The sequence below is a fragment of the Paenibacillus sp. MDMC362 genome (assembly GCF_003269305.1).
Lineage (GTDB): Bacteria > Bacillota > Bacilli > Paenibacillales > Paenibacillaceae > Paenibacillus_AQ.
Genome location: NZ_QLYT01000007.1, coordinates 1 through 801, shown reverse-complemented (window position 1 = coordinate 801; position 801 = coordinate 1). Strand labels below are relative to the sequence as shown.

Here is an 801-nt window from a genome sequence, read left to right as displayed (position 1 = left end):
TTGATCCTTGAAAACTAGATAACGAAACGAATTTGCGCAATTAGAAATATCCTTTTAGCTGAACTTGTGTCAAAACAAGTTTAAATAAAACGGTAGCAGCGGAAGATTCGTGACAGTCGATCCTTTGGAAGTTTCGTTTCCACCTATTAACTCGTTTAGTAGATCAGGAAACAAACGGACAACAGAGCGAATGGCGCGAAACTGAAGCGATTGGTTAAGCTACTAAGAGCACACGGAGGATGCCTAGGCGCTAGGAGCCGAAGAAGGACGTGGCGAACAACGATACTGCCTCGGGGAGCTGTAAGCAAGCTTCGATCCGGGGATGTCCGAATGGGGAAACCCAGCTAGTGTAATAGCTAGTTACCCGTATCTGAATACATAGGATACGAGGAGGCATACCCAGGGAACTGAAACATCTAAGTACCTGGAGGAAGAGAAAACAAGAGTGATTCCGTCAGTAGCGGCGAGCGAACGCGGAACAGCCTAAACCAGAGAGCTTGCTCTCTGGGGTTGTGGGACGTCTCACATGGAGTTACAAAGGAACATATTAGGCGAAGAGGTCTGGAAAGGCCCGCTATAAGAGGTAAAAGCCCTGTAGCCGAAAGTATATTCCCTCCGAGACGGATCCCGAGTAGTGCGGGGCACGTGAAACCCCGTATGAATCCAGCAGGACCATCTGCTAAGGCTAAATACTCCCTAGCGACCGATAGTGAAACAGTACCGTGAGGGAAAGGTGAAAAGCACCCCGGAAGGGGAGTGAAATAGATCCTGAAACCGTGTGCTTACAAGAAGTCAGAGCCC

Annotated in this window: 1 rRNA gene; it reads left to right on the top strand. The window is 48.7% G+C overall.

Features of this window, described 5'->3' with window-relative positions:
- Positions 1-212 precede the first annotated feature (212 nt).
- Positions 213-801, top strand: a 23S ribosomal RNA gene (locus DP091_RS02150); the annotation flags it as partial.